The 24,525-nt window shown below is 47.9% G+C and carries 25 protein-coding genes and 1 pseudogene; 11 read left to right on the top strand and 15 right to left on the bottom strand.

Annotated features, from left to right (window positions below; translation table 11 throughout):
* Window positions 1–3: 3 nt before the first annotated feature.
* The 4 genes from LO777_RS11685 to LO777_RS11700 are packed head-to-tail and all read left to right on the top strand — an operon-like array spanning window position 4 to window position 4,756.
* The gene (locus tag LO777_RS11685; protein ID WP_228854075.1) at window positions 4–1,080 is read left to right on the top strand and encodes a beta-ketoacyl synthase N-terminal-like domain-containing protein; all 1,077 of its coding nucleotides are present in this window, start codon (window positions 4–6) and stop codon (window positions 1,078–1,080) included.
* On the top strand, window positions 1,077–2,387 hold the full coding sequence (locus LO777_RS11690; RefSeq protein ID WP_228854076.1) for a B12-binding domain-containing radical SAM protein: 1,311 nt from the start codon (window positions 1,077–1,079) through the stop codon (window positions 2,385–2,387). Before LO777_RS11685 ends, LO777_RS11690 begins: the two co-directional genes overlap by 4 nt.
* A 29-nt stretch (window positions 2,388–2,416) precedes the next feature.
* Complete coding sequence (locus LO777_RS11695; protein ID WP_228854077.1) at window positions 2,417–3,565, top strand: beta-ketoacyl-ACP synthase III; 1,149 nt, start codon at window positions 2,417–2,419, stop codon at window positions 3,563–3,565.
* 3 nt (window positions 3,566–3,568) lie between these two features.
* Window positions 3,569–4,756, top strand: a complete 1,188-nt coding sequence (locus LO777_RS11700; protein WP_228854078.1) for a beta-ketoacyl-[acyl-carrier-protein] synthase family protein — start codon at window positions 3,569–3,571, stop codon at window positions 4,754–4,756.
* Between the two features lie 86 nt (window positions 4,757–4,842).
* Here the strand turns inward: LO777_RS11700 and LO777_RS11705 are convergent, their stop codons facing one another.
* The 3 genes from LO777_RS11705 to LO777_RS11715 all read right to left on the bottom strand — a co-directional run bounded on the left by LO777_RS11705 (window position 4,843) and on the right by LO777_RS11715 (window position 7,928).
* Entirely contained in the window at window positions 4,843–5,481 is a 639-nt protein-coding gene (locus LO777_RS11705) for a PEP-CTERM sorting domain-containing protein (protein WP_228854079.1), read from the bottom strand.
* Window positions 5,482–5,642: 161 nt separating this feature from the next.
* Window positions 5,643–7,349 carry an AMP-binding protein gene (locus LO777_RS11710; RefSeq protein ID WP_228854080.1) on the bottom strand — a complete coding sequence of 569 codons (1,707 nt, stop codon included), beginning with the start codon at window positions 7,347–7,349 and terminating at the stop codon, window positions 5,643–5,645.
* Window positions 7,350–7,358: 9 nt separating this feature from the next.
* Window positions 7,359–7,928: a cupin domain-containing protein gene (locus LO777_RS11715; RefSeq protein ID WP_228854081.1), complete on the bottom strand. Its 570-nt coding sequence runs from the start codon at window positions 7,926–7,928 to the stop codon at window positions 7,359–7,361.
* 277 nt (window positions 7,929–8,205) lie between these two features.
* Between LO777_RS11715 and LO777_RS11720 the strand changes: the two genes are divergently transcribed.
* A complete protein-coding gene (locus LO777_RS11720) occupies window positions 8,206–8,796 on the top strand; it encodes a helix-turn-helix domain-containing protein (RefSeq protein WP_228854082.1) in 591 nt (196 codons plus the stop codon).
* On the opposite strand, the gene LO777_RS11725 is transcribed toward LO777_RS11720, so the two are convergent.
* On the bottom strand, window positions 8,786–8,962 hold the full coding sequence (locus LO777_RS11725) for a hypothetical protein (protein WP_228854083.1): 177 nt from the start codon (window positions 8,960–8,962) through the stop codon (window positions 8,786–8,788). The genes LO777_RS11720 and LO777_RS11725 overlap by 11 nt on opposite strands.
* A gap of 384 nt (window positions 8,963–9,346) precedes the next feature.
* Here LO777_RS11725 and LO777_RS11730 point away from each other — a divergent pair, with 384 nt between their 5' ends.
* A complete protein-coding gene (locus LO777_RS11730) occupies window positions 9,347–10,228 on the top strand; it encodes a PEP-CTERM sorting domain-containing protein (RefSeq protein ID WP_228854084.1) in 882 nt (293 codons plus the stop codon).
* A 141-nt stretch (window positions 10,229–10,369) separates the two neighbouring features.
* On the opposite strand, the pseudogene LO777_RS21075 reads toward LO777_RS11730, so the two are convergent.
* Window positions 10,370–11,432: pseudogene (locus LO777_RS21075) on the bottom strand (branched-chain amino acid aminotransferase).
* A gap of 339 nt (window positions 11,433–11,771) precedes the next feature.
* On the opposite strand from LO777_RS21075, the gene LO777_RS11740 reads away from it, so the two are divergent.
* The 5 genes from LO777_RS11740 to LO777_RS11760 all read left to right on the top strand — a co-directional run bounded on the left by LO777_RS11740 (window position 11,772) and on the right by LO777_RS11760 (window position 15,577).
* Window positions 11,772–12,323, top strand: coding sequence for a 2-oxoacid:acceptor oxidoreductase family protein (locus LO777_RS11740; protein ID WP_407929142.1), 552 nt, complete (start codon window positions 11,772–11,774; stop codon window positions 12,321–12,323).
* On the top strand, window positions 12,323–12,628 hold the full coding sequence (locus tag LO777_RS11745) for a 4Fe-4S binding protein (RefSeq protein ID WP_228854086.1): 306 nt from the start codon (window positions 12,323–12,325) through the stop codon (window positions 12,626–12,628). The genes LO777_RS11740 and LO777_RS11745 overlap by 1 nt, the downstream gene beginning before the upstream one ends.
* Window positions 12,629–12,631: 3 nt before the next feature.
* The gene (locus LO777_RS11750) at window positions 12,632–13,825 is read left to right on the top strand and encodes a pyruvate ferredoxin oxidoreductase (protein ID WP_228854087.1); all 1,194 of its coding nucleotides are present in this window, start codon (window positions 12,632–12,634) and stop codon (window positions 13,823–13,825) included.
* 94 nt (window positions 13,826–13,919) lie between these two features.
* Window positions 13,920–14,804, top strand: a complete 885-nt coding sequence (locus LO777_RS11755; protein ID WP_228854088.1) for a thiamine pyrophosphate-dependent enzyme — start codon at window positions 13,920–13,922, stop codon at window positions 14,802–14,804.
* Between the two features lie 35 nt (window positions 14,805–14,839).
* The gene (locus LO777_RS11760; RefSeq protein ID WP_228854089.1) at window positions 14,840–15,577 is read left to right on the top strand and encodes an SDR family oxidoreductase; all 738 of its coding nucleotides are present in this window, start codon (window positions 14,840–14,842) and stop codon (window positions 15,575–15,577) included.
* Here LO777_RS11760 and LO777_RS11765 read toward each other — a convergent pair.
* The 10 genes from LO777_RS11765 to LO777_RS11810 form a co-directional block, all read right to left on the bottom strand.
* Window positions 15,571–16,407 carry a hypothetical protein gene (locus LO777_RS11765; protein ID WP_228854090.1) on the bottom strand — a complete coding sequence of 279 codons (837 nt, stop codon included), beginning with the start codon at window positions 16,405–16,407 and terminating at the stop codon, window positions 15,571–15,573. The genes LO777_RS11760 and LO777_RS11765 overlap by 7 nt on opposite strands.
* A 452-nt stretch (window positions 16,408–16,859) precedes the next feature.
* Window positions 16,860–17,399 (bottom strand): hypothetical protein, encoded by a 540-nt coding sequence (locus tag LO777_RS11770; protein ID WP_228854091.1) that lies wholly within the window; start codon window positions 17,397–17,399, stop codon window positions 16,860–16,862.
* Between the two features lie 13 nt (window positions 17,400–17,412).
* The gene (locus LO777_RS11775) at window positions 17,413–19,815 is read right to left on the bottom strand and encodes an MMPL family transporter (RefSeq protein WP_228854092.1); all 2,403 of its coding nucleotides are present in this window, start codon (window positions 19,813–19,815) and stop codon (window positions 17,413–17,415) included.
* Complete coding sequence (locus LO777_RS11780) at window positions 19,778–20,479, bottom strand: LolA family protein (RefSeq protein ID WP_228854093.1); 702 nt, start codon at window positions 20,477–20,479, stop codon at window positions 19,778–19,780. The genes LO777_RS11775 and LO777_RS11780 overlap by 38 nt, the downstream gene beginning before the upstream one ends.
* Window positions 20,424–20,867, bottom strand: a complete 444-nt coding sequence (locus tag LO777_RS11785; protein WP_228854094.1) for an ACP dehydratase — start codon at window positions 20,865–20,867, stop codon at window positions 20,424–20,426. Before LO777_RS11785 ends, LO777_RS11780 begins: the two co-directional genes overlap by 56 nt.
* A 26-nt stretch (window positions 20,868–20,893) precedes the next feature.
* Window positions 20,894–21,628: a 3-oxoacyl-ACP reductase FabG gene (gene fabG, locus LO777_RS11790; RefSeq protein ID WP_407929143.1), complete on the bottom strand. Its 735-nt coding sequence runs from the start codon at window positions 21,626–21,628 to the stop codon at window positions 20,894–20,896.
* Window positions 21,629–21,635: 7 nt separating this feature from the next.
* On the bottom strand, window positions 21,636–22,409 hold the full coding sequence (locus LO777_RS11795) for a beta-ketoacyl synthase chain length factor (protein WP_228854096.1): 774 nt from the start codon (window positions 22,407–22,409) through the stop codon (window positions 21,636–21,638).
* A complete protein-coding gene (locus LO777_RS11800; protein WP_228854097.1) occupies window positions 22,406–23,638 on the bottom strand; it encodes a beta-ketoacyl-[acyl-carrier-protein] synthase family protein in 1,233 nt (410 codons plus the stop codon). The genes LO777_RS11795 and LO777_RS11800 overlap by 4 nt, the downstream gene beginning before the upstream one ends.
* Before the next feature lie 21 nt (window positions 23,639–23,659).
* Entirely contained in the window at window positions 23,660–24,103 is a 444-nt protein-coding gene (locus LO777_RS11805) for a hypothetical protein (protein WP_228854098.1), read from the bottom strand.
* Between the two features lie 82 nt (window positions 24,104–24,185).
* A complete protein-coding gene (locus LO777_RS11810; RefSeq protein ID WP_228854099.1) occupies window positions 24,186–24,437 on the bottom strand; it encodes a phosphopantetheine-binding protein in 252 nt (83 codons plus the stop codon).
* Window positions 24,438–24,525 lie beyond the last annotated feature (88 nt).

Consider the following 24,525-nt stretch of genomic DNA (forward strand, 5'->3'; position numbering starts at 1 on the left):
AAAATGAGTTGTACAATTACAGGAATCGGCGTTGTGGGAGCTTTCGGCACCAACCTGAAGGAGATGGTAGAATCGGTAGCTCAGGCGGAAAGCAGACCGGAACTCCTGTCCTGGCACGAAAAGCATCATATGCCTGTATTCAAGGCAAAAACAGATGGAATTGCAGAGTTTTTTCCCAAAAACCTCCTGCGACGAACCGATCACTTCTCAAAGATGGCTCTCCTGGCAGCCTCTCTGGCAATTCAGAAGTACGAAGAACAGGAAAAGTGTTCCGGTGATGACACCGGAATAATAGTGGCTACCGGGTACGGCAGTATCACCTCTACCTGTCGGTTCAAGGATTCTGTTTTTGCAAGTGAAGACAAGGGCCCGTCCCCCCTGCTGTTTTCCAGGTCCGTTCATAATCAGGCGGCATCACATCTGGCGATCCTGTTGGGTATTACCGGCCCCAATCTCACTGTAAGCCAGCATTATCTTTCCTTCCACAGTGCCGTACAGACAGCCTGTCTCTGGCTTGCGGAACGAAGAGTGAAACGGGTGCTGGTCGGCGGAATTGATGAATTTGACACAATCCTTGCTTACAGCCGGAAACGATTTATAAAAAACAATATGGGAAAATATGCTGACCCCGCTCTCCAGGATCTCAATTCGATCCCCGGAGAAGGAGCTGGTTTTTTCCTGCTTGAAAAAGATAAGAGAAAAAAAGGTTCAACTCTCAAAATGCCGGTAATTGGCCGGATAACCCGAAAGAGCTTTGAAAGAAAGGAAAAATTGGGAAAAACAATCTGCTACGATTATTCCCGGTCGGAGGCTGTCATGGATAAACCAGCATGGCTGGATCCAATGGCTCGGAAACAACAGAGTAATGTAGATCCGACTGCGACCGCAAGATTTTCAGATAAACCGGACAGACAAACAGATTCGCGACGCTTCTACGGAGAATTCCCCACTGCGGCCGCCCTCGATCTTGCCTTTGCCCTGGCCACGACCCCAACGGGACAGAGTGTCTCCTGTATCCAGATCACCAGAGAAAAGTGCTATGGTGTTATACAGGCAACCGCGACTCAACCGATACTATGAAAATTCTTCTCATCAATCCCCCAAACAGCGGCAGGTCAATTCCTGAAGAAGAGTTTGGAATCACCTCCATTAAACTGATCTTTCGGGGAGAACCCCTGGCCCTTGAAACCCTGGCAGGCAACCTGCCGGGTCACGACGTGGTTATCGCCGATCTTAAAGCTGATCCCCACTGCCTGGAAAATATTCTAGAAGATTTCGGTCGGCCGGATATCGTCGGACTGACTGGTGTGACCTGCGAGGCCAATGCCGTTCTGTCACTGGCCCGGGATATAAAAAAACGCTGTCGGCCAGACAATCCCGTTACAGTTGTAGGAGGACATCATGCCTCCTGCGACCCCGGCTATTTCAACCGGGAACATATAGATTTTGTTGTTACGGGCCTGGGCAAGGCGACTTTCGCCAACCTGGTGCACCATCTGGAACAAAAAAAATCTCCGGACAGAATCCCCGGCCTGGCCAGGGTCAGAAAAGGACGACCGCTGGCAATCAATCCCAAACGATACAGTACTGAAGATATAGTCGACACAATGCCACCGCGCTATGACCTGGTTGCCGATTACAGGGACAGGTATGTCATGAGCGGAGTGGGGGGCAAAGTCGGCTTTGTTTCCACCGCTTTCGGCTGTACCCACTGCTGTTCCTTCTGTACGATTCCCTCGCTTACCGGAGGCCGTTACATTTCCCATTCCTGCGAATCAATCCTGAGAGATATTGATATGTTGGAAGATGTCTCCCTGATCCGTTTTGTCGATGCCAACACCTTTGGTGACATTGCCATGGCCCGGGAACTTGCACAAACACTGATTGACCGGGGAATAAAAAAACGATTTGTGGCAGACGTCCGAGCCGATACAGTGGTCAATCACCCGCAGATTATGAAACTGTGGGCCGAAGCTGGTCTTGTTTCCGTTGTTATCGGTTTTGAAGAGATCAATGACGACCGACTTGCCATGCTGAATAAAAAAAGTACCAACCGTGCCAACATAAAGGCCCTGGAAATCCTGAAAGAACTGGACATCAGGGTCATCGGCGATTTTATTATCTCGCCTGATTACGGTTATGAAGAATTCGAGGCTCTGGACAATTTTATCAATTACTACCAGATAGACCTGCCGGTGCCGTCAATTCTTACTCCGATTCCGGGTACTCCACTCCATCGACGCTTGAAAAATGAGATTGCAATAACTGATCTCGATTATTATACATTTTCAAATGCTGTACTGCCGACTCAATTGAGCAGAAAAGCATTTTACACAACGTATTCGGCCATAATGAAGAAACTGCACAGTCATATAAAAAACTCCTGATCTGAGACAAAACAAAGAAAAGAAACACCATGGATGTCTACATAAACAGTCTTGCTTCATTTCTGCCCAACAACCCGGTTACCAATGACGAAATTGAAAATGTCCTTGGAACCATCAATGATATTCCGTCCCGTACCAGACAGAGAATCCTGAACAATAATAAAATTAAAACCCGGTACTATGCCATTGATCCCGACAGTGGGAAATTCACCCATACCAATGCGCAACTGACTGCCGAAGCGGTAAAAAACCTGAGCGCTGCCGGACGATTTTCCCTGGAAGAGGTTGAATGCCTCTGCTGTGGCACTTCCAGTCCCGATCTGTTGATGCCGGGTCACGGGGTAATGGTCGCGGGAGAACTGGCCCTGCCACCCTGCGACGTGGTCACCACCTCGGGAATCTGTATTGCCGGGATTACAGCCCTGAAGCACGCCTGCATGAATGTGGCCACAGGCTGCACGAAAAATGGTATTGCCACCGGCTCAGAGCTGGCATCCTCCTTTATGCGGGCCGGTTTTTTCCATGTTGATGCGGACCCGGAAGCGGATATCAAAAAGAAACCGATCCTTGCCTTTGATACCGACTTTCTCCGCTGGATGCTCTCCGATGGTGCAGGAGCGGCCTGGGTCAGTCGTCAAAAAAATGAGAAAGGACTCTCCCTGAGAGTAGAATGGATAGAGCATCGCTCCTATGCCGGGGAATTGGACACCTGCATGTACGCAGGGGGATTGAAACTGGATGCCGGAAGAATCAAGGGTTGGCGGGAAATGGAAAGCAGTATGGAGGCTGCAGGCTTAAACTGCCTGGCTGTAAAACAGGATGTCAGGCTTCTGGATGCCCATATTGTCTCAACCGCCATGGACAGGACACTCACTGCAGTTGCTGAAAAACATAAGCTGAAGCCCGAACAGATCGACTGGTACCTGCCCCATTATTCTTCCCATTTTTTCAGGGACAGATTCTATGAAGGTATGAAACGGGCCGGATTTGAAATCCCTTACGAAAAGTGGTTCACCAACCTCTACCAGGTTGGTAATATCGGCAGTGCCTCCATTTACCTGATCCTGGAAGCACTCTTTTATTCGGACAAAGTGAAAGATGGAGATACCATTCTCTGTTTTATTCCGGAAAGTGGCCGGTTCGCCCACAGCTTTATGCTGCTGAGTGCAGTATATTAGACCATGACTACCGCCCGTCACCCGGAAAATAAGGAGATCAAAGGTATAGGCTGCCTCTGTGCCCTCGGGGGAGATCTGCCAACCTGTATGAAAAATCTCTATTCAGGAAAACGAAAGAACGGACTACCAACAGGTTTTACAACAGACAGACCCGATACTTACCCCGTCTTTGAGACTGACAACAACCATATCCGCTATGGACCTGATTCAACAGAATTGAGCCGTACAGCCAGGCTGGCCCTGAGTGCTGCGGAGGAGGCAATCCGGGACAGCGGATTTTCCCGTGATGAGCTCAGCTCAATGCGGGTGGGTGTTGCGGTGGGAACCACTGTCGGAAGCACCCTGAACAACGAGAACTTTTATCGTCGATTCTGTAATGGAGAACATCCCGAACTCCTTGAAATAAACCGCTTTCTTAACTCCAACCCTGCGGAGGCCATATCCAGGGAGTTCGAATTAAACGGCCCGGTACAGACAGTGGTGAATGCCTGCTCGTCCGGTGCGGACGCTATCGGCATCGGCATGTCATGGCTGGATGCGGGTCTCTGCGACCTGGTCATCGCCGGCGGTGCTGATGAACTCAGCCGTATTTCCTACCTGGGTTTTATTTCACTGATGATCAGTGACCCGGAACCCTGCAGACCATTTGACAGAACAAGGCAGGGGCTGAACCTGGGTGAAGGTGCCGCCATGCTCCTGCTCTCAAAAAAACAACCGAAAAACCAAAGCGGCAGATACTGTGAACTCGCAGGCTATGCATCTGCCTGCGATGCCTATCACCTGACCGCCCCTCATCCGCAGGGCAATGGCTTGAAAAAAGCTCTGAACAGCATTCTACAGAAAACTGGTGATCCTCTTGAAAATATAGCATTTGTCAATGCACACGGGACCGGAACCCAAGATAATGACAAGGTGGAAATGCAGGTTCTCTCCGAACTGCTTCCCGGAATCCCCTACTTCAGTATCAAGGGAGGGACAGGACATACCCTTGGGGCAGCGGGGGCTATTGAAGCGGCAGTTACCGCAGCCTGCCTCGTCAGAGGACAGATTCCCGGTTCGATCGGTTTCTCTGTTGCTGAAAAAGACACCCACCCGCCCCTTGAAAACAATGCAGAAATTACCAGGAGATTCGCCATTTCCCAGTCACTGGCCTTTGGAGGCAATAACGCGGTTCTGTTGTTCAAACGATAAAAAAACAGGATGGCATTATAAAAACAATACCATCCTGTCAGGAATGTGAAAAAAATATAAAAAGGGGGGGGCGTTCCCCCTCTTTTTCATCTCCTCTGCTTTCTGCCCCTTATTCCGGCAAGACCGGCCAGGCCGACTCCAAACAGGACCAGAGTAGCAGGCTCAGGTACAGGATTTGTATCACTGAGAATGATATTATCAAAATAGGCATCACCAGCGCCACCACCACTTCCCCTGAAATCCTCAAGCATCAGATGAAATGCCCATGGGGCTGTAAAATTAAAAGTATATGAATGCCAGCTGTTATCATCAATCAGTACATCCTGGGCACCACTCGCAGTTCCCGTAGCGTACTTCCAACTGTGGATTCCTGCAAATCCCTGACTTATACCGACATAGCCGCCGGTGTTCTGGTTATTGGGAATATTGAACGCTTCCGTATTTCCGTAGTAATCAAATGACAGCCAGTAGTCACCCGCAGCGAATCCTGGTCCCGAGGTAAAGATATCTCCTCCTGAATTCATACCGAAAAAATTCATTACGTTATTGGTTCCACCAACCGGATCGCTCACAATCTGTCCATGATATACTGAACCGGTTTTAGCTGTCCATTGTGACAGACTGCCACTTTCAAAATTATCCGAGAAAACCGTCATGGCAGAAACCTGGGAAGAACAGAGAAAAAAGGCCCCTGCGTATATTAATGCTAAAAATTTCTTCTTCATTTTTTCCTTCCATTAAAATTGATATTCCTGTTGCAAGATTCAGTGACCAAGTTATACGCAATTAAGAGACCAAATCACAATTATTTTAAAAACTATTGTTATTCCAGTAACATATGGATAATCAACACACCACTGGCAATACACCCTGACCACTTTTCCGCTTATCCATTTGAATTATTCCGGTTTTTCGGAATGCTCTTCTCACTTTTTTCCGGAAAAATCCGATCCTCTCCCGAAAAAAGATCCACGGACAACTCCTGCAGTTTGTATTTCTGGATCTTGCCGCTGGCGGTCATGGGATAATTCTCTACAAAGGCAATATGTTTGGGGATTTTATAGCGAGCGATCTGTCCCCTGCAAAAATCCCGGACATCCTCTTCAGTCAAGTCATGGCCTTCCTTTTTAACAATAAACGCACCGACCTCTTCACCATATTTCCGGGAAGGCACACCCACAACCTGCACATCAATCACCCCGTCAAGACCGAAGAGAAACTCTTCTATTTCCCTGGGATAGATATTTTCACCTCCTCGGATAATCATATCCTTGTAACGTCCGGTAATAGACAGGTAACCGAACTCGTCAATGACACCCAAGTCTCCGGAATGAAGCCAACCGTCATTATCAATGGCTTTGGCAGTGGCCTCGGCCATCTTGTAATACCCCTTCATCACATTATAACCGCGACAGCAGAGCTCACCCTGCTCTCCGGAGCCGAGAGTACGGTTTGTTTCCGGGTCGACAATCTTCATTTCAATATGCGGCATCACCTTGCCGACCGTTTCCGTACGCCGCTGCATATCATCAGAAGGCAGGGTCTGGGTGATCACCGGCGAGGCCTCGGTCAAACCGTAACAGATAGTGATTTCCCCCATGTTCATACGATCAATGACCTGACGCATGATATGTACCGGACAGGGAGAACCAGCCATAATCCCTGTACGCAGAGAAGAGAAATTGAACTTATCAAAGAGCGTGTGTTCCAGTACGGCAATAAACATGGTGGGTACTCCATAGAGTGCCGTGCACCGCTCCGCTTCCACCGACGCCATCACCTGAACAGGATCAAATTTTTCGAGAATAACCAGAGTCGCACTATGGCTTACGGCAGCCAATACCCCGAGAACGCAACCAAAGCAGTGAAAAAGCGGAACCGGCAGACAGAGACGGTCCCTGTGACTGAAATTCTGATTGGCACCGATATAATATCCGTTATTTCCAATATTATAGTGGGTCAGCATCACACCTTTGGGGAAGCCCGTAGTACCCGATGTGTACTGCATATTGACCACATCATGGGGATCAAGCTGCTTCTGGCGCTGTTCGTATTCCCGGTCACCCGTCATGGCCGCCATTCCCATCACCTCAGGAAGGGCATAAAAACCGCGATGTTTCTCGGGACCAAGGAAAAACAGGCGACGAAGATGAGGAAACCGCTCACTTTTCAATCTGCCCCTTTCCTGCTCTCTCAGTTCCGGAATCAAATCATAGACAGTCTGCAGGTAATCCGTATCCTGATAACCATCAATGATAAAGAGATTCTCCGTCTCGGACTGTTCCAGCAGGTAGGCCAGTTCCGCCCGTTTATAGTTGGTATTGACGGTCAGCAGTACCGCGCCGATTTTGGCCGTGGCAAACTGCAGAGCCACCCAGTAAGGAATATTAGTTGCCCAGATTGCCACTTTCTCATCTTTTTTTACTCCCAGGGCCATCAGTCCCTTTGCCAGGCGATCCACCACGTCGCCGAACTGACGATAAGTCATGCGCAGGTTACGATCAACATAGACAATAGCCTCATTATCGGGATGGGACTCAATTGCTTCATCCAGCAACTGCCCCAGGGTCACTTCGCGTAATGAATCACTCATGGGTATCACCTATGCGGGTATATGCAGTACGGCATAAATAGCTGCCGGTTTATCTCCGACACAACTCACATAATGCGGTACAATGGAATTATAGTAAATCGAATCTCCGGTGGAAAGAAGATAGGTTTCAGTTCCGTAAATCACTTCGACTTCACCCTTCTGAACAACAATGAACTCTTCTCCTTCGTGACTGGACAGGTTTTTCTCCTGGGCCGATTCCGGAAGCAGTTCCACATAGAAAGGTTCCATGTTGCGATCGCTCTTCCCCTTCCCGAGAGAATAAAATTTCAGGGCAACCGGTTTCTCCTTGCCCCTCAACATGCTCAACTCACTGTTTCGTTCAGATTCACGGATAACCAGGGGATCGGCACTGATCTGGTCATCAAGAAAGGTTCCAAGCCGAACATCCAGTGCCCGGGCAATTTTCAACAGAGGGCCAAGGGAAGGATAGACATTATCTTCGACAACAGAGACGAGAAATTCTGTTGTAAGACCGGTTTCATCTGCCAGGGTTTCAAGGCTCATATCCTTGTTTTTCATGAACGTACTCATTCGCTGTCCAACTTTTTCGGATTTCATAATGCTCCCACACAGTTTAAGTTCAATATGAAAAAATGAATTTTATCAGGAATCAACAAGACAAATCGACAACATACAATATGCTCAACTGTCCGACAAGTCCTACATCGGTCATGGTTGGCGGATACTGCACAACCGGAATACGCTTTCTTTCAGGCGAAACTTGAAATGAAAACGAATTCTATGTACACTCTACTTTCTAAGAAAATGGTATGTTATAATCCATGGTACCGAAATTACACCAACAATATTCCCAACCCATCCACAGGAGAATACAATGGCGGATTCCAAAAGCACAATTGGTGAAAAAGTAAAAGCCCTCAGAAAAGAAAAAAACATGTCTATTGAAGACGTGGCCAAGCAGACCGAAATTTCTGTTCAGGCCCTGACCGCCATTGAAGATCAGACTATTCACCCTCCTCTTGGAAATATCGTCAGCCTGGCTAAGGTGTTCGAGGTTTCGGTCGGAGAACTGTGTGGAGATGATGCGGATGCACCGTTCTGTATTGTAAGAAGTGGTGACAGGCAATCAGTTGCCCGTTTTGAATCCAGCGGAAACAAATCATGCGGATACAGTTATGTTTCCCTTGGACAACAGAAGAAAAACCGTCAGATGGAACCGTTTATTGTCACGCTTGATCCTGCTGAAGCAAAAAACGTCCAGTCAAATCAGCATATAGGTGAAGAAATCATCTTCGTTCTTGAGGGAGAGATTGAGGTGAAACTCTACGACCATATCGACATCCTCTACCCGGGGGATTCCATCTATTATGATTCGACCATGCCTCATATTGTCAGGTGCCATGGTGAAGACCCGGCAACCATCCTCGCAGTGATCTACGCTAAAGAAGAGATGATTATACTCTGATAATTATTTTCTTTTTCCCAATTCGTTTTTCACCACGAAAAGGTACAATCGCATACGGCGACTGTACCTTTTTCAATTGATACCGGGTGAAAAAGACCACAGTTGCCGGGCTGTGATTAACAATGAATTTCAAACGATTACCGCCGATCCGGGAACCCGCTGCCATCCACATTCCCAAAGACTTTTCTCCTTCCTGAATTCCGAATACAATATCCTGAATTCAGGAAATTACAGAATATATTTTCCCAAAGATTTTTTTATACCAGATACCAGAATCGTGGCGGTTTTGTGAATTTACGTTAAGAACGTCTGCTGAGAATACAGTGAACACTTTAATATAGTTGATAAAAAAAAATCACTCACCACCCTGCAGGGCATCAGACGAACCCTCCCGGGTTCAGAAAACACATCCTGAATGCTTCTTTTTTCTGTTGACTGGTATAATTTTTGCTGTGTTTTTCCAACAAAACCAGACGTGTTGATTCCATTGTTATAAACACTGTTGATTGTGGTGGAATGCTTTTAATTAAATCAAAGATGGGGGAGATGGATGAAAATATTATTGCGAACTGTTCTCATGTCCGGGTTATTACTTGGTTGTTTGATATATCCCTTTGACAAGGCAGGAGCTCTTTCCGTAGGAACAGGAACTCTGAACGTGACTGTCGGACTGGATTACGACAGTAGTACCCTGGAATTCAGTAACGGTCTGACAAGTATCGAGGCATGGTCCATAGGTAAGATATTTACTTACGACCCTTCAATTGAATATTTTGCGTTCCAACAAGAGGCTGTTTACGGCAACAACCTGATTCCAGGGTGGGATAAGGTTCCCAATGATATTTCATTGTCTTACCTGGGTTCATCTGTTGACATTACCCGTGACCATAGCGATAAAATGAATCCTGCAAGTACTGAGACAATAGCTATGTCTACAGAGGGTGTTGTTGGAAGAGAATTGCAGGTCTTTTCAAAAACTTTGAATTTTGCAAATCTTACAGCTACCGGATCAGGGAGTTTTACATTTTACATTGACTACCTCACCGACATGGAGGGAAGCACAACTTCCAGTACAGACACGATTTCCATAAATACTTTTATACAAAGTGCTATTTTTGGAATGGAATATGATTCAGAAGGTCATCTGCAATGGCAAAACGGTGGCAGTGCACTTTATCGGGATTATGATAGTTTCTGGAAGTCTCCCAGGGGAATTGGAAGTGTAGAATTTGATCAGATTTCTGGCCGACTGGGCCTCACGGTTGATTATGTGGCGGGAGATATGTTTCATTTACGTTCAGAATGTTCAAATTTAATAAGAGGAAAATCTTTCGATCAACCCAGTTCCGTACCAGAACCGGCAACAATAGTCCTCTTTGGAATAGGTCTTGCCGGACTTGCAGGTTTTGGAATCAAAAAGGAAAAAAGATAATACTTTTCAAAACAGGAACCACCTCTTCCAAAAGCCAAAGGCAGAATCATTCAGTTGATTCTGCCTTTGGTTGTTTTTGCATTTCAAAACCCCAAATACTTCCACTGACAGCCACGCTGGAGCGAATGCCCGCCAGAACTCCTATCTCACAGGTACTATCCAGCCGAAAGGATCCTCAGCCTTGCCGTACTGAATAGCCGTCAGATCCTCAAAAAACCGTGCCGCAAGAGGACCCACACTGCCATCACCAACCGTAATTTCCCTACCGTCAAATTTTATATCACCAACAGGTGAAATCACTGCCGCGGTTCCCGAGCCGAAAACCTCTTTCAGGCTACCATCCGCGTGGGCACTGTAAACTTCGTCAATACTGATCTTTCGCTCGACAACCTTTATCCCCCATGATTCTGCCAACCGGATAACTGAGTCCCTGGTCACACCGGCAAGGATACTTCTGTTCAGTTCCGGAGTAATCAGCTCATCACCGATCACAAAGAAAATATTCATGGAACCCACTTCTTCCACATATTTCAATTCAACGCCATCCAGCCAGAGGACCTGGGTATAGCCATCCTGCTGGGCAAGATTGGTTGCATAGAGACTCGCAGCATAATTCCCCGCTGTTTTTGCCTCACCGACTCCCCCCGCACGGCACGTACATATTTTGTTGTGACCCATATTTTTACCGGGTCAAATCCTTCCGGGTAATAAGCTCCCACCGGGGAAAGAATAATAAAAAACCGATATGTATTAGAGGAACGCAGACCGATATAGGGATCCATGGCAATGATAGTCGGCCTGATGTACAATGATGTTCCAGCCGTTGCCGGAACCCAGTCCTTTTCAATTTCCAGCAGTTTCAGCAGTGCCTCAAGAATAAAATCCTCATCAATGGGAGGCATACAGAGCATATGCCCGGATCTGTTCAACCGCTTTATATTGTCCATAGGCCTGAAAAGCTGAATTCCGCCTGAGTCTGTTTTATAGGCTTTAAGTCCCTCGAAGATCGCCTGGCCATAATGGAGGACCATTGATGAGGGATCCATTTCCAGGGGCCGTATGGCTCGATTCGGGGATTATGCCAGCCTTTTTCCGGATTGTAATCCATATTGAACATGTGATCCGTGAAATGTGTACCAAAACCCAGAGAAGCATCGTCCGGATGCGCTTTGAACTGATCAGTTTTTCTTATTGTAATTTCCACGTGTTCCTCAGCGATTTCAGGTTAGCGAGACAATTTAGAATTTTATAAAATAATAACGTATCTCAAAAAAACACAGCATTCTATTTATTAATTTATTACTATGGTAGTTAATATAATATTTATTTATGTATTGAATCAACCAATAAACTTTTTATTCTCGCCGTCAGAAAAAAAACACTCGATAATCACCTGAATTTACGTTACAAATATTTTTCTTCTGAACTATAATCGGCAGAATTGACTGGGATCCCGGTAGCTACGCTGTCTTTATATAACCGCGTAGCTATTTTCATGTAAAAAGAAATACATACAAAATATCGGAGAACAATGAGAAAAGATATAATTGAAATACGCTGGCATGGCCGGGGAGGCCAGGGGGCAATAACAGCCGCCAAGATCGTTGCAAACGCGGCATTCGCATCCGGATACAAAGGCGCAGTCATGACTCCCACTTTCGGAACAGAAAGACGGGGTGCGGCCGTTTTTACCTCCCTGAAGATTTCCAGGGATAAAATTTATGACCTTTCACCAATTTCCACTCCGGATATGATTATAGTACTGGATCATACCCTGCTGGATGAGGTCGACGTTGCTGCCGGGTTGAAGGAAAACGGTCTTGTTGTCCTCAATGGCGGAAAACCTGTTGAAGAGTATGATTTTAAGGGAAGAAAAGTAGCTGTCTGTGATGTAACACATCACGCTGTGACAGCAGGACTTCCCCCGGGAATTGTTAATTCAGGGATAATTGGTGCCTTCTGCAGGGCAACCGGACTTGTTGAACTTGATGTCCTCCTGGAAGCAATCAAAAAAGAATTCAGCGGGAAACGTCCTGAACTGAACGCGAAAGCGGCTCAGATCGCCTATGACAATACCGCGATTGGAGGAATATAATGACTGACAGAAATTTTTGTGAAATGATATCCAGAGGTGCTCCCGGCCCCGGCGACGGTGGCAAAACCGGCTCCTGGCGGGTTCTCCGTCCTGTAATAAACCTCGAGGCCTGTATTCCGGTCAAGACAAATAAGATGGCCTGTTTCAACTGCTGGCTTTATTGTCCCGACTGCTCGGTTTCCAAAACGATACCCCCGGTAATTGATTTTGAATATTGCAAAGGCTGCGGTATATGCGCAGAAGAATGTCCGGCCGGTGCCATCACAATGGTTGATGAGGCAACACCAATCGAGGAGGAAAAATAAGAAATGCATATCATAGATTCAGGAAATGTCGCCGCCGCAACAGGAGTAAAACTTTCGCGAGCCCAGGTTATTGCGGCATATCCCATAACCCCCCAGACTCCGCTGACAGAAAAGCTCTCCGAATTCGTTGAATCCGAAGAACTGGATGCCCAGTATATCCCGGTGGAAAGCGAGCACAGTGCCATGGGTGTCTGCATAGCTGCCTCAACCGCCGGTACCAGGGCATTCACGGCCACCAGTGCCAATGGCCTGCTCTACATGAACGAACAGCTTCACTGGGCAGTGGGCGCACGACTTCCCATCGTCATGTGTGTTGCCAACAGGGGCATCGGTGCCCCATGGACGGTCTGGAATGACCAGCAGGATTCCATCGCCCAGAGAGATGTGGGTTGGATTCAGATCTACGCAAACGATCACCAGCAGATAATTGATTCCGTCATCAAGGCGTTCCGCCTGGCCCAGGCTGTTTCCATCCCGGTGATGGTCTGCTACGACGGCTACCTGCTCTCCCATACCTATATGCCTTTTGAACCTCCGGAACAGGAAAAAGTGGACAATTTTCTACCTCCTTTTGCCACAAAGCATTTTCTTGATCCAGAGAATCCAGGCAATTTCAACCCTGTCACCCTGCCCGACATCAGGCCCGGGGTAGACGGCAAGATCATGCCGGGGTATATCGAAATCCGCCATAATCTGCAGATGGACCTGCTGGCAGCTTTGGATGTATACGAAGAAATTGATACCGACTATAAAAAGGAATTCGGTCGGGGCGGTCATCCCTTCGTGGAAGAATACAAGTGCGATGACGCAGACTTTGTTGCAGTCTGTATCGGTTCTCTCTCCTACCATCTCCGTGATGTCATAGATTCCATGCGTGAAAAAAATGTAAAGATCGGTGTTATGGGTGTGCAGATATACAGACCTTTTCCGAATGAGGCAATCACCCGTGCCCTGTCCGGCAGGAAACATGTTATCGTCTTTGAAAAAGCCTTGAGTTACGGCAACCAGGGTGCACTCTACGCTGACATCAAGTCGGCACTCTACAGCTGCGAAAAAAGACCCACCATCCAGAACTTTATTCTGGGTCTTGGTGGTCGGGAGATAAAGACCGGGCAGCTCCTTGAGGTACTGACTGAAGCCTGTAACTCTCCCGGTACGGCGGAAGATACTCCCCGCTGGATTGGCCTGAAACTGTAAGGAAAAGAAATAGAATAATTCTGAACCAAAAAATGCTGAATTACCACCCGGACATGGTTTGAGATGAACCAGGAGGGTCGGCTAGAGAATAATTATGGAAAAGAAAACAACGACAGTAAACCTGACTGAAGAAGAATTTGTCCATCCGGGTAACCGGGCCTGTTCCGGCTGTGGTCTCTCAATTGTCTACAGAATGGGCCTCAAGGCCCTGGGCAAAAATACAATTCTGGTAGTACCGCCAAGCTGCCTGACCGTACTCCAGGGGCTCTATCCTGTTGCCTCCTCAAAGCTCCCGGTTGTTAACGTGACCTTTGCCTCAACAGGTGCAGCGGCAACCGGTGTCCGGGGAGCCATGAAAGCGTTGAAGAAAACAGATGTCAATGTCGTTGCCTGGGCGGGCGACGGCGGCACAAGTGATATCGGTATTCAGGCCCTGTCCGGTGCCTGCGAGCGGGGCGAAGATATCATCTATATCTGTTACGACAATGAAGCCTATATGAACACCGGAGTACAGCGCTCGGGAACCACTCCCCAGGGCGTATTGACCACAACCACACCCATCAAGGGAAAACTTCAGAAGAAGAAGGACGTCCCGTCGATTATCGCAGCCCATGGTATCGGCTATGTGGCAACGGCTTCCGCAGCCTTTCCGCTGGACTTCTACGACAAGGTAAAAAAGGCGACAACGCTTCCCGGCCCCAAATACATCCATGTCCATACTCCGTGTCCTCCGGGCTGGAGCTTTGAGTCGAGATATACCATCAAGATAGGCAAGCTGGCCGTGCAGACCGGACTTTTTGACCTCTATGAAATCGAAAACGGACAATTTCGCCTGACAGGTGCTTCTGAAAAACTGATCGGCCAAAAAAGAAAACCGGTCACCGACTATTTCGCCACCCAGGGGCGGTTCAAATCTCTTGATAAGGAACTGGTTGCCGGGGTTCAGGAACAGATCGATGCCAAGTGGGCCAATTATTGATCTGAACAATTACAACACCGGTTGCGGGAAAAGTTATGGATCTAATGATTACGGATAAAGTGGCATTGGTTTTTGGTGGGTCAAAAGGGCTCGGTAAAGCCATAGCGGCCGCTCTTGTTCAGGAGGGAGCAACGGTAATTATCGCTTCAAGGAGCAGAAAACAACTGGAAAAAGCACGTGAAGAAACCGGAGCTGCCGGTTTCTTCACAGTTGACCTGCAACTCGAAGGGGACGGGGCGAGAGTAGTTCTGGAAACTCTCCACCAATACGGCTCTGTGGATATCGTCGTCACCAACAGTGGTGGTCCGCCGAATGGTCTCTTTGATGATATTGACAACGCTGTCTGGAAAGACCAGTACCAGAACCTCTTTCTCTCCCCCGTTGAAATCATCCGTGCTGCCCTGCCCTGCATGAAACAGAAACAATGGGGCAGGATTCTCCTGGTCACCTCGGTGACCGCAAAGGAACCGATATCAGGCCTGACCGTCTCAAATGGTCTGCGAGCCGGATTAATGGGACTGGTCAAGAGTCTGAATAACGAAATTGCAGCAGAAAATATTACAGTCAATGCCCTGCTTCCCGGATACACCAGGACAGAAAGATTGATTGATCTCAATATAGATGAAGAAAGAATAAGCAGAGAGATCCCTGCAGGACGACTGGGCAGACCGGAGGAATTCGGCCACCTGGCCTGTTTCCTGGCTTCTGAAAAAGCCGGATATATTTCCGGCCAGATGATTGCCTGTGACGGTGGATACCTGAAAGGTTATTGAATATCGACACTTCCGGTACTGGCCCGGTTGCCAATACCGGTGGCAATGGCCTTCACATGAGATCCTTTTGAAGTGTTTGTCACAATACCGGAAACAGTCCCACCGCTGACAGACATTGAGGCAACACTTGCCCTGTTATTTTTCCCGACAGCCGAACTGCTGAAATGTTCTCCATCTGCACTGTTGCTGACCTTTCCTCCAACCTGGGTTCTGCCTATTCGGACGGTTCCTGTTTCAGCCAGGTTATTCTTTCCCCGGGCTGTACTTTTAAAATTCTCTCCTGAAACCCTGTTGCTGACTATTCCCGTGACCTTACCCTGACTGCTGATAATACTGCCGCTATAGCCCTGGTTGTGTTTTCCCTTTGCACTGCTGACAAAATTACTGCCTGAAACCGTATTGATGATTTTTCCGTCAACTGTCGTTTTATTCATCTGGATTGCACCCGTACCGGCACTGTTATTCTTTCCTAAAGCCTCACTCCTGAAGCCATTACCCTCAACTTTATTTGTGACTGAACCCGCAATTTTAGAGTGATCCATGATAATGGAGCCGACAACAGCACTGCTGCCCTTTCCCTTGGCAGTAGCCTTGAAATTAGAGCCGGTAACACTGTTTCTTACCTTCCCCGTCACTTTGGAATCACCAGGTTGTATCCGCCCGATAAGGGCAGTGTTGGTATCACCGGAAGTATTAATAGTCCGTCGCGATATTTTTACCTTGTTCTTAATATCCGGAACTTTTTCTTTTTCTCTGGCCATGGAAAAGGTTGAATAAACAAAACCAATCAAAAGAGCAATCGCCACAGAAACAACTGGTTGTTTTTTCATGTTTTTTCTCCAAGAATTTTCCCTTTCTCCCCCCGTATTTTGTCTCATACAATCGGTAAGCCGGAAAATAACAGGTATCTTTCATTATATTCTGATCAGGTATGAAAAAAATCAGGTCCTTCCTAAATCCTGCACTTAGGGATTGGCAATTGCAGAATTTAGGTTCTTCATTTTTTAAAGTGCAGATTCAAGTAATACCTAAATCCTGCACTTCGGGAATAAAGAAAAAATATTTATACTGTATAAACAGATAGTTATCGTATCGCAGTAGGGGCTATACTACTCACTATCAGAGTGAGATTGTTTTTTCTTTATTCCCTTGCCCTGGGGGATTGGCAATTTTATCGAATCTGCTTCGTTATCAAGTGCTTGAAGTATGTTAATACGTCTGCGCCCTTGATGCCTCGCATCTCCGAAAACTTGCCAATTGCAGGATTTAGGTAATAAATTTTCTATTCACCGGGTTGAAACGTCATACGCATACCAAACCATGGCTGCAGATATACAATTACCCCATTACTTCTTTGTACCTCCCAAAGGGTAAATGGTTCAATTTTCATTATTTTATTATAACCACCTTCTGACAAAGAAATACAGAAAAGCATCAATCCGTCCCGACTGCACGGATTATCCAGGGGAATCATTAAAAAAGTCCTTGCCAGAGACGTTGAGAGATAACCGGGAAGAGACGACCCCTTCAAACCGGTCATGGCACTTTTTATCGTGTACTTCCCCTGGAAGTCAACCTCTCCTTCGATCAGTTTTATACCGGTGGCATCCAGCATTGCATAGGATAACGACGAACCATTGAACTGCAGGGCAAGAAGCCCGGAAAACTTGACACTCCCCCACTGTTCAATGCTCAGGGTGTACAATCTGTTTTCAGGTTTTTCTGTAATTCGAAGAGAACGGCTGTATTTCTGCAATGGCGGTGAGCAGGCTGATAACAGAAAACAGATCCACAGTATACAGAAAATTACAGTTTTATTCACCCTGCACCTCCTTTCAGTGTCGTTGTTCACCAAATTCCAGCAGAGTCGGACTGACAAGAAGAGCCACCGGCCAGGCCGTACCTATGCCGACCAGCACGGTAATCCCAAGGGCGTGAAGCGCCGGATGTGCTGCAAAGGCTAAAACACCAAAACCGATAAGTGAACTGGCTGCACAAATGGACACAGCCTTTGATGTTGTAGCATATTGTTTTTCTCTTCGGGCACAGACAACGAAAATGCCGTAATCAACGGACAATCCGATAACCATGATCCCCATGATGAGATGCATCATATTCAACTCAACCCCTGTAAGAAAACAGAATACGGACATGGCGGAAAGTGCTGACAACACAGGTGCCAGTACGGCAAGCATTCCATCAAACCGTCTGAATTGCAGACCCACGAGGAAAACAACGGCACAGCCGGCTGCAAGACAGAGTATCATCATGTCCCTTCTAAGGGACTGCTCCACCTCCGTCCGCCATATTCTGTTGGCAAGCAGCGTCACATCGGGATTACTCTCTGTCCAGTCCTGCAGAACCTGAAGGTTACCCCCCTGGAGTGACACAGTGGTCATTACAAGAAAGTCACTACTTCTGCCCCCTTCTGTTCGTCCAGGAGAACGAATCATGGAGGCTGCCATTGAGCGGAGGGGACTTTTTTCTATTTTTTCAGGCTGCAGCAGTCCCGGCTCACCCTCAAGAGTATGGAAAAAAGGAGTAAAGGCACTTTCTGAAAAACCATATTTAGCCGCAGCTTCCAGAAAGACACGATCAAACTCCGGTCTCTTCTCGTTCCAGAACTGCTGCCATTGTTTTACGTTTTCTCTCTGAATTTTCCTGCCCGGCAAAAGTGGAGCAAGAGACTGAAAGGGACCGATTCCGTGCTCTTTTAAAAATGTGTAGACCATGGAATTATTCTCCAGGGCAATATCAAGATTTTTTCCTGCGCTGACAATGAACGCCTCATCACCTTTAGCTCCCCAGATATCCCTGAAATGTTTTTCAGCTGCAATCACATGGCGGTCAGGGGCGTCAAGGACACGCAGGTCTCCGTTGTAGTGAAGTTGCGGCCAGGCAGTCAGTCCCGCAACCAGCAGCAGCCCCCATAGTACGAGTAAGCCTTTTTTTACAAAAGGTGTCAACCTGGCAGACAGCAGCACCTTTTTTCTTCTTTTTTCCTGTTTTCTGCTCTTTTCCCGGGGTACTATTTCCGGGATAACAAGCCAGGAAAAGAGAACAGCCAGGGAAACACCGACAAGAGCCAGGGTCGCCATCTGCCGATGCGATGGAACACCTGAAAAGAGCAATACAGCAAGAACTGTGGCAGTTGTAAGCCAGGCAAAGAGAACAGGTCGTCTCAGGGCCCGCAACTGCCCGCTTCTCTCACCCTCTTCTCCCAGTGCCAGAAAGAGGTGAATGGAAAAATCGACGCCAATCCCCAGCAGAACGATCCCGAAACCGAGGGCCAGCCCACTGACATGCCCGAAGACAAGAGATGTAACACCAATGGCCGGCAATGCCGCCATGAAAACCACTCCAAGCACTGGCACAACACGGATATCCCGCAATGTAACTGCCAGCAGAAACAGAAGCAGAAATGTTGCCAGGGGCAGTAATCGTTTCAGGTCATGCTGTATGGTTCGGCTGTTTGCCAGAGTGTGGGGCAGTGTACCGATAATCTCTGCTGTCACCCCGGACTCCAATGATTTTTTAAAGAGAGTTTTCAGCTCAGTTTCTATTTTTTCAGCATTTTTTGAATCGGTCAGGGAAAAAATACTCTCCGCAAGAACCAGTGCATGACTGGAATCAGAACTCATGAAAAATCCGTCCACCAGGCGCATGGAAAATTCGGATCGCAGGTGATTCAATTTGTTCAGCAGTAACCCGGTCAGTCCTAAGGGATCACTTCTTACCTGTTTCTTCACGGCAATCCCGGCGGGGCTGTTCAGCAGGGTAAACAATTTTTCCATGGCCCGGTCAAGGGCATCCGGGGTGAGCTTTTTTTCCACTGCAGCAAGGTCATCCCGCTCCATAAGAACCGGCAACCAGGGAGAAAACATGGTATACAGACTGCTTTCGTAACCCGGCTCCAGTTTGTCCATCACCAGGGAAAAGCTGCTGCTTTCCCGAAGCAGGCGACCCAGCCGGGTAACACTTTTTTTCAGCTTTTCCGTATCATTGGCAGCAGGTTTTTCTATTGAAAGGGTGATGAAAATCCGGTCAACAAGCCCCAGGCGCTGCAGCAAATGCAGGTCACCCTTGACCTGGCCATCGGGAAGCAGGTCCAGGGCATTGTCATCAATTGAAACCTGTAGGGAAAGAAATACACCGACCAGAAGAACAGACAGAAGAAACAACCACCTGCCCCACCTTTTTTCAGCCATCTGCATCACACTGGCTGAAGAGTTTTTCATCCAGTCTGCTGTTTATAACAGTTGCATAAAAAACAATACGTGTAAGATCCCCCCCGGCTTCCGTTATTTCGACCTTACGCGGCTGCAATGACTTTTCATCAAAAACTATGGACACAGAACTGATAAAATCAGCAATATTTTTATCAACTGGTGTCACCTGCAGGGTGGAGTTCCCTGTTTTTTTGAGGGTAAACATCTTGGCCATTTTCATATAGTCACCACCAAGCCAGAGCCAGAGCTGCCCGGCAACCACCTTCATCACCGGATCCTCCGAAAGACTGAAATGACGGGGAGCTGGACCATCGCCGCACTTCAATCCCTCCTCTCCCCTAAAAATCAGGGCAGAAGGAACAGGAGAGATAAATTCCCAACGCAATCTGTCCGGACGGACAATATAGAGTTTTCCCTTGAAATGGACAGGTCGGGCAAAGAGGGTCAGAATTTTTTCCTGGCTGAAATCAGCAGAAAAACTGCGGGTAAGGTTTGCTTTTTTCTGGATTTTTTCAAGAAACGATTGCAGGTCATCCTGTTGGGAACTCCATGCACAAACCGGTATACTGACAGAAAAAAGGAGAATGGAAAGAAGAAAAAACAGGAGAATACTGTTTTCAACCGAGGTCTTCCCATACCTTGATATCTCCTGCCGCAAGCAATACTTCACCATCAAAAACTTCTCCATGAATAATTTTAACCGGTCCGAACTCAAATGTTTTTTCAATGTCAATCTGCAGTCTGGTTCCGGGTGAAGCCGTATGATAAAAAGAAAATGAATCGATTCCAACCAGCATGCCGTCATTCACCCCGCTTCCCGCACAGAGGGCATCATAACCGTTTGCCATGGCCATCGCCTGGGCCACAACTTCTATGAAAAATTCCGGAAAAACCAAACCATCATCAACGCAGATACCCTCCGCAGGCATTTTGGCCAGGGCTCTTGCCCTGTTTCCGGATCGCTCCAGCAGTTGGTCCACAAAAAGCATGGGAGGTCTGTGCGGTAAAAGCGAATGGGCCGCCATTGGCAGACGGGCGGGTAGCGATTTTTTCCCGGTCATACTGGTTTCTCGCAAAATAATTTTAATTACATGTACATACCACCGTTAACACTGAAAACCTGGCCGGTAATATAACCAGCTTCCTCGCTGAGCAGAAAGCGTACAACCCCGGAGACCTCTTCCACCCTCCCCACACGACCCAGGGGAATAAGGGGCAGGATTGTATCCAAGGGTAACTTTTCTATCATTTCCGTTTCAATAAGTCCGGGAGAAACGACATTCACAAGAATATTTCTTTTTCCCAGTTCCCGGGCCAGGGCCTTGGAAGCCCCGATCAGGCCTGCCTTGGCCGCAGAATAATTCACCTGTCCCGCCTGCCCGGTTTCACCCGAAAGGGAGGCAATGGAGATAATGCGCCCCTCTCTCCTGGAAAGCATCACCTTGGAAAAAAGGCGGGCCAGGATAAAAAAACTGTTGAGATGAACATCGATAACAGAATCCCATTCATCCCTGCGCATAAGCGGTAACAACGTATCCCTGGTGATCCCGGCATTATGGATAAGCCCATACGGCACCTGATCCCTGAGAAGAGGTTCCATATTCTCATTCACCGCAGTTTCATCAGAGACATCAAAGGGCAGGAGAGTACAGGTGCGACCAAAAGCTTCAATCTCTTTTTTCACTTTTTTGGCCTGCCCGGTGGACGAGCGGTAGTTCAACCAGATATCATAGCCGCTCCGCGCCAGATCCTTTGCAATAGCCGCACCGATGCCCCTGCTTGCACCACTGATAAATACTGTTCTTTTATCTTTATCACTCATATTTTTTTCACACCAGAAGTCTGCACCGAACAGCAGCAGATGGTGCCCTGACCAGACACTCCAGAGAAGCTCTGCCATTCACCATCTCTTTCGTTAAAATCCTGCCTGGTGCCAGCGGGTCAGGGCAGTCACATCTCTTTTCATTATTAAAAATCATCTCCCCAAAATTCTTCGGGAAGCATTCCGTCTTTTCAGGAATTCCCGCTTCCACTGAAACCTTTTCAAGGAGCCATCCCCTTTCCTGGTCAGTATCTGCAAGGAGCCAGCAGACCACACCGGGAGTCCAGGGCTGAACATCAGGATTCATTTTTTCTGCAGCATCATTTAAGAGCGCACTGTAACTTTCTACCTGCAGGACAATGCAACTGTCCAGCATACCGCCAGCAATGGCCAGAACTCCCTGCTCAAGCGCCCTGAAAAAAGGCAGAGAAAAATCGGTTATGGTAAGACTGCATCCCCGAAGAGAAAAAACGGAAGCCATATACCCGGCAGCCGCATTGAAAACAGAGTGTGAGAAGAGGATCGGTGAGGTCTGCTCGCCGGAGATAATCTGATCCAACACATCAAAATTCGTCTCCATCGTTCCAAAGGCCGTTCCCAGAAACAGACCGCGTCGCCCATGGGGAATATCCCCAATCTCAATTGTTTCCTTCAGAACGTTATATCCACCAACTACGGCCAGCCTGATATAATCGTCAGCCCTGCGCAGCTGTTTTGCCAGTTCTGCCGGTGTTTCCAGTTCCGCCAGCTCCAGGGTACAGACCTTGAGAATCCGTATCATCCCGCCCCCTCCAGCACAAGAACACCATTGGAACCGCCGAAAGCCAGGGATTGACTCATTCCAATCCTTCCCCCCAGGGGTGATGTTTCTCCTTCAGCCAGAACAGCAACAGGAAAGTCGGGATCACAGTTACGACATCCCGCGGTGCCGGCAACCTCTCCCCTGTTCAGAGTAAGCAAGGTGAAAACTGCCTCAATAGCTCCGGCAGCCCCCAGGGTATGTCCTGTAACCCCCTTGGTGGAAATCATGGATAGTCCGGTAGAATTCAATCCGAGCTCATAAACAGCCCTGGTTTCCGCCCTGTCATTAGCCGGAGTCCCCGTACCATGGGCATTGATCATGGCAATATCACCAACTGTAACATTGCCGTCAGCCAGGGCCATCCGTACTGCCAACTGCAATCCGCGACCACTTGGATGCGGGGCCGTGGGATGGTGGGCGTCTCCGGCGATACCATATCCCCGGATCCAGCCCAGGCACGCTCTTTTTTCAGCGATAATCTGCTCATCTCTTTCCAGCAGAACAATCCCTGCACCTTCACCCAGGTTCAGCCCCTGACGGTCCCTGTCAAAAGGCCTGCAATCCTCCGGAGAGACAAGCATGAGACTCTTAAAGCCGTGACAGGCTATCCGGGAGAGCTCATCAGCACCGCCGGCAATGGCAATATCACACAGGCCATGGCGCAACCAGTTTCTGGCAAGTCCTATTGCGTCAGTTCCTGACGCACAGGCGTTGGTAATAACCGCCCGTGGCCCCCGAACACCGAGAATCCCTTGTACCCGCTCTGCCAGGTTTGACGACAGATAAGTACGCAGTGGCTTTTCATCAGGATCTCTGCCCTCTTTCCAGTCAATATAATAGGGTTCATTATGAAAAGTGCAGCCCACCGTCGTGCCGAGAGCAACCCCGACCCGCTTCCGTCTCAAATCTGCTGCACTGATTCCGGCCTGCTCCAACGATTCATTGATGGCGGCCAGGGCCAGCAGGAGGGTACGGTTGACTCCTGCAAGTACCGAATCATCAATGGAAAAAGAAGAGGAAAGAGCAGGTAATTTTCCGGCCACCACAAAACAGGGAGCTGCAGGTGGAGGAAAAAACGGTTCTCCCTTCATGGCTGTTGAAACCGTCCATGAAGCAATAGAAGCCATCGCCTCTGTACTACTGCCACCGGCCGCGCAAACCACACCACAACCGGTCACTGCGATCAAAGGCGCTCCTTCACCCACCATATGCGCTCCCTGGGCCTTGAACTATCGGGCCAGCTGAACCACGGTTCCCTTGAGAACCACATTGACCATCATACCGCCAACCAGGCAGCTGTATTCCGTTGAGCTGGAATTTTCCCTGTTCTTGATATAGGATTTGATGTTGATAACCCCATTGCCTCCCTCCCGGTCGGCACGATCCTGCAGAGCAACCAGGGCAGAGGCAAGGGCCCGGGCACAGGCATCGTCATGTTTTTTGCGGAAACCATTGGTCCTTTTATTGCTTTTAAAGGTGCCGTATTCCCGCACCACGGCCGGATGAGGCTGGTCCCCCCAGTAAAGAGCAACACCATTATTCAGCACGTCCTGAACAACGGGTTTTTCCATGGCATCCCTGATTGAAAAATTTTTCTTCACATCCCTGGAAAACGCTGTAGATGCGCATAGCAACAAAGATAAAATAGAAATTACAACTATTCTGACTTTCATTTTTCCTCCTTGACAGTTTTCTGACTGTTAATGCCACACCAATAGGTGTTAATGTAACAACATAGTGTATAAAATCAACAATTCATTTATTATCAAGGATATAGCGGGCAAGACATTCAATGGATTCGAAAGCTTTCCGGCCTTCGTCCATGTCGGCTATCTGCACACCGAAATGTTTCTGAATCAGAACCACCAGCTCAACCGCATCCAGAGAATCCAGTTCCAGTCCCTCCCCGAAAAGCGGATCAGTATCACTGATACCGTCAACGGTAACACCCTGTACCTTTAAATCATTAATCAATATTTCCTTGATTTTTTGTTTCGTCTCTTCCATAATTTTCCGCTTTTCCTTTTTTCCTGAATACGTACAAAACTCAACCTGAGTTTCATGAACAATCAGATTTTTTATTATTGATGGACTC

The organism is Desulfomarina profundi, assembly GCF_019703855.1.
Taxonomy (GTDB): Bacteria; Desulfobacterota; Desulfobulbia; order Desulfobulbales; family Desulfocapsaceae; genus Desulfomarina; species Desulfomarina profundi.

What these genes read in the sequence shown, in the direction of transcription:
- LO777_RS11810 (WP_228854099.1), bottom strand. Translation starts at nt 24,437, where the DNA reads ATGGAAGAGACGAAACAAAAAATCAAGGAAATATTGATTAATGATTTA.
- LO777_RS11760 (WP_228854089.1), top strand. Translation starts at nt 14,840, where the DNA reads ATGGATCTAATGATTACGGATAAAGTGGCATTGGTTTTTGGTGGGTCA.
- LO777_RS11745 (WP_228854086.1), top strand. Translation starts at nt 12,323, where the DNA reads ATGACTGACAGAAATTTTTGTGAAATGATATCCAGAGGTGCTCCCGGC.
- LO777_RS11750 (WP_228854087.1), top strand. Translation starts at nt 12,632, where the DNA reads ATGCATATCATAGATTCAGGAAATGTCGCCGCCGCAACAGGAGTAAAA.
- LO777_RS11795 (WP_228854096.1), bottom strand. Translation starts at nt 22,409, where the DNA reads ATGATACGGATTCTCAAGGTCTGTACCCTGGAGCTGGCGGAACTGGAA.
- LO777_RS11725 (WP_228854083.1), bottom strand. Translation starts at nt 8,962, where the DNA reads ATGGCAGCGGGTTCCCGGATCGGCGGTAATCGTTTGAAATTCATTGTT.
- LO777_RS11685 (WP_228854075.1), top strand. Translation starts at nt 4, where the DNA reads ATGAGTTGTACAATTACAGGAATCGGCGTTGTGGGAGCTTTCGGCACC.
- fabG (WP_407929143.1), bottom strand. Translation starts at nt 21,628, where the DNA reads ATGAGTGATAAAGATAAAAGAACAGTATTTATCAGTGGTGCAAGCAGG.
- LO777_RS11695 (WP_228854077.1), top strand. Translation starts at nt 2,417, where the DNA reads ATGGATGTCTACATAAACAGTCTTGCTTCATTTCTGCCCAACAACCCG.
- LO777_RS11690 (WP_228854076.1), top strand. Translation starts at nt 1,077, where the DNA reads ATGAAAATTCTTCTCATCAATCCCCCAAACAGCGGCAGGTCAATTCCT.
- LO777_RS11780 (WP_228854093.1), bottom strand. Translation starts at nt 20,479, where the DNA reads ATGGTGAAGTATTGCTTGCGGCAGGAGATATCAAGGTATGGGAAGACC.
- LO777_RS11805 (WP_228854098.1), bottom strand. Translation starts at nt 24,103, where the DNA reads ATGAAAGTCAGAATAGTTGTAATTTCTATTTTATCTTTGTTGCTATGC.
- LO777_RS11785 (WP_228854094.1), bottom strand. Translation starts at nt 20,867, where the DNA reads ATGACCGGGAAAAAATCGCTACCCGCCCGTCTGCCAATGGCGGCCCAT.
- LO777_RS11775 (WP_228854092.1), bottom strand. Translation starts at nt 19,815, where the DNA reads ATGAAAAACTCTTCAGCCAGTGTGATGCAGATGGCTGAAAAAAGGTGG.
- LO777_RS11715 (WP_228854081.1), bottom strand. Translation starts at nt 7,928, where the DNA reads ATGAAATCCGAAAAAGTTGGACAGCGAATGAGTACGTTCATGAAAAAC.
- LO777_RS11730 (WP_228854084.1), top strand. Translation starts at nt 9,347, where the DNA reads ATGAAAATATTATTGCGAACTGTTCTCATGTCCGGGTTATTACTTGGT.
- LO777_RS11710 (WP_228854080.1), bottom strand. Translation starts at nt 7,349, where the DNA reads ATGAGTGATTCATTACGCGAAGTGACCCTGGGGCAGTTGCTGGATGAA.
- LO777_RS11755 (WP_228854088.1), top strand. Translation starts at nt 13,920, where the DNA reads ATGGAAAAGAAAACAACGACAGTAAACCTGACTGAAGAAGAATTTGTC.
- LO777_RS11720 (WP_228854082.1), top strand. Translation starts at nt 8,206, where the DNA reads ATGGCGGATTCCAAAAGCACAATTGGTGAAAAAGTAAAAGCCCTCAGA.
- LO777_RS11705 (WP_228854079.1), bottom strand. Translation starts at nt 5,481, where the DNA reads ATGAAGAAGAAATTTTTAGCATTAATATACGCAGGGGCCTTTTTTCTC.
- LO777_RS11765 (WP_228854090.1), bottom strand. Translation starts at nt 16,407, where the DNA reads ATGAAAAAACAACCAGTTGTTTCTGTGGCGATTGCTCTTTTGATTGGT.
- LO777_RS11800 (WP_228854097.1), bottom strand. Translation starts at nt 23,638, where the DNA reads ATGGTGGGTGAAGGAGCGCCTTTGATCGCAGTGACCGGTTGTGGTGTG.
- LO777_RS11700 (WP_228854078.1), top strand. Translation starts at nt 3,569, where the DNA reads ATGACTACCGCCCGTCACCCGGAAAATAAGGAGATCAAAGGTATAGGC.